The organism is Mesorhizobium sp. M1078 (assembly GCF_040318615.1).
Taxonomy (GTDB): Bacteria; Pseudomonadota; Alphaproteobacteria; order Rhizobiales; family Rhizobiaceae; genus Mesorhizobium.
The window spans coordinates 1-1,326 of the sequence record NZ_JAMYMP010000088.1; the positions used below are offsets into that span (position 1 = coordinate 1).

Below are 1,326 nucleotides of genomic sequence, written 5' to 3' on the forward strand. Positions count from 1 at the left end.
CATAGGCGCTAAGATAGGTATTGCCCTGCGGAATCGGGTGTGATTCTACACTGCGATGACACACGAATCGCTTGTTGATGACGGCTGGGCCGAGACGATTGAGCTTCTCGGCGGCTAAGATTTGCTCACGCAGAGCGCCCGCGAGACGAAGGCGTTCCTGCGCCCGCGCGGCGTCAGGTCGGCGAGCGACCTGTTGCGCCTGACACTGGCTTACTGCCTTGGCAAGGTTGGCATGCGGGGCGTCGTGGCCTGGGCGGCGGCGAGCGGGATTGCCGACATTTCGGACGTGGCGTTGCTTGGCCGGCTGCGCAATGCAGGACCATGGCTGCAGCAGTTGATTGGGCACCTTTTGAAGCGCGAGGATGCAGGTTTGGCCAAAGGCCGACTGATCCGCATCCTCGATGCGACAGCGGTTGCCAAGGCCGGTGCGTATGAGAAGAAGAACAATGGTCTTTGGCGCATGCACTGCGCCTTCGAGCTTGAGCGCGAGCAGTTCGACTTCCTCGAGATCACCGACCAGAGCGAGGCCGAGTTGATCGACCGCGTGCCGGTGGTGCCGGGCGAGATCCGCATCGGTGACCGCGCCTATCTGCAGGCCGAGCGGATCGCCAAGGTGATGGCGCAAGGCGGCGATGTTGTTGTGCGCGCGTCGTGGAAAAACGCGCGATGGCTCGACGCCAACGGCAGGGCGTTCGATCTCATCGGCTACCTGGAGAACTGCCGGGAGGAAGTCTGCGAAACGCCTGCCCGGCTGGCACTCAAGAAGGGCGAGCCTGTGAAGATGCGCCTGATCGCCTTGCGCAAATCCGAGGCTGCGGCACAAGAAGCGCGGCGCAAAATCAACAAGGAAGCCAGGGCCAAGGGCAACAAGGTTCAACCGCAGACGCTGATTGCGGCCGGCTTCGTCCTGCTTGTGACCTCGCTTGACCGGGAGGAGTTTCCCGCCGATACGGTCCTCAAGCTCTACCGCATGCGCTGGCGCATCGAACTCGCCTTCAAGCGCCTGAAGAGCCTGATCGGGCTGCGCTCTCCTCCCGCCAAAGACCCAAGGATCGCAAAGCCTTGGATCCTTGCACACTTCCTCATCGCGCTTGTGACCGAACCCCTCTCGCAGGAGTTGGGTGTCTCTCCCCCTTGAGCGACGGGCGCCCGCTACTGTGGCGCGCAACCCGCCAGATCGTCGCCTCTCTGATCGCGACCATCTTTACTCAACCTTCCTTGGCGGCCCTGCGCCAAAATCTCCATGCCTTGCGATATCGCTGGCGCGAACCACCACGAAAGCGCAAGTTTCAGTCCATGCCAAAGCTATCTTAGCGCCTATGCCCT

General features: G+C 62.0%; 1 protein-coding gene. It reads left to right on the forward strand.

Annotated elements, in window-relative coordinates:
* Positions 1-121 precede the first annotated feature (121 nt).
* Positions 122-1,138: a transposase gene (locus NKH38_RS33200; RefSeq protein WP_502896701.1), complete on the forward strand. Its 1,017-nt coding sequence runs from the start codon at positions 122-124 to the stop codon at positions 1,136-1,138.
* The last annotated feature ends 188 nt before the right edge of the window (positions 1,139-1,326 follow it).